The following is a 273-nucleotide window of genomic DNA, read 5'->3' on the forward strand; positions in this document are numbered from 1 at the left end:
GTTCATGCCCGCGGCGATTCCGGCCGTGTGCTTCACCGATCCCGAGATCGTGACGGCCGGCTGGTCGCCGGACGATGCACATGCGGCCGGCGTCGATTGTCTGAGCGCATCGTTCCCGTTCGCGGCGAACGGTCGCGCGATGACGTTGCAGGCGACCGACGGATTCGTGCGCGTCGTCGCGCGGCGCGACAATCACCTGATCGTCGGCTGGCAGGCGGTCGGGCGCGGCGTGTCGGAGCTGGCCGCGGCGTTCTCGCAGTCGCTGGAGATGGG

The 273-nt window shown here is 70.0% G+C and carries 1 protein-coding gene; it reads left to right on the plus strand.

The window, feature by feature from the left end; genetic code table 11:
- Positions 1-273: oxidoreductase dimerization domain-containing protein (locus tag AAEY78_RS13075; RefSeq protein WP_502943774.1), on the plus strand; the 273-nt coding region annotated here is incomplete at both ends.

Source organism: Psychrobacter sp. 16-MNA-CIBAN-0192, from assembly GCF_040309565.1.
Classification (GTDB): Bacteria; Pseudomonadota; Gammaproteobacteria; order Pseudomonadales; family Moraxellaceae; genus Psychrobacter.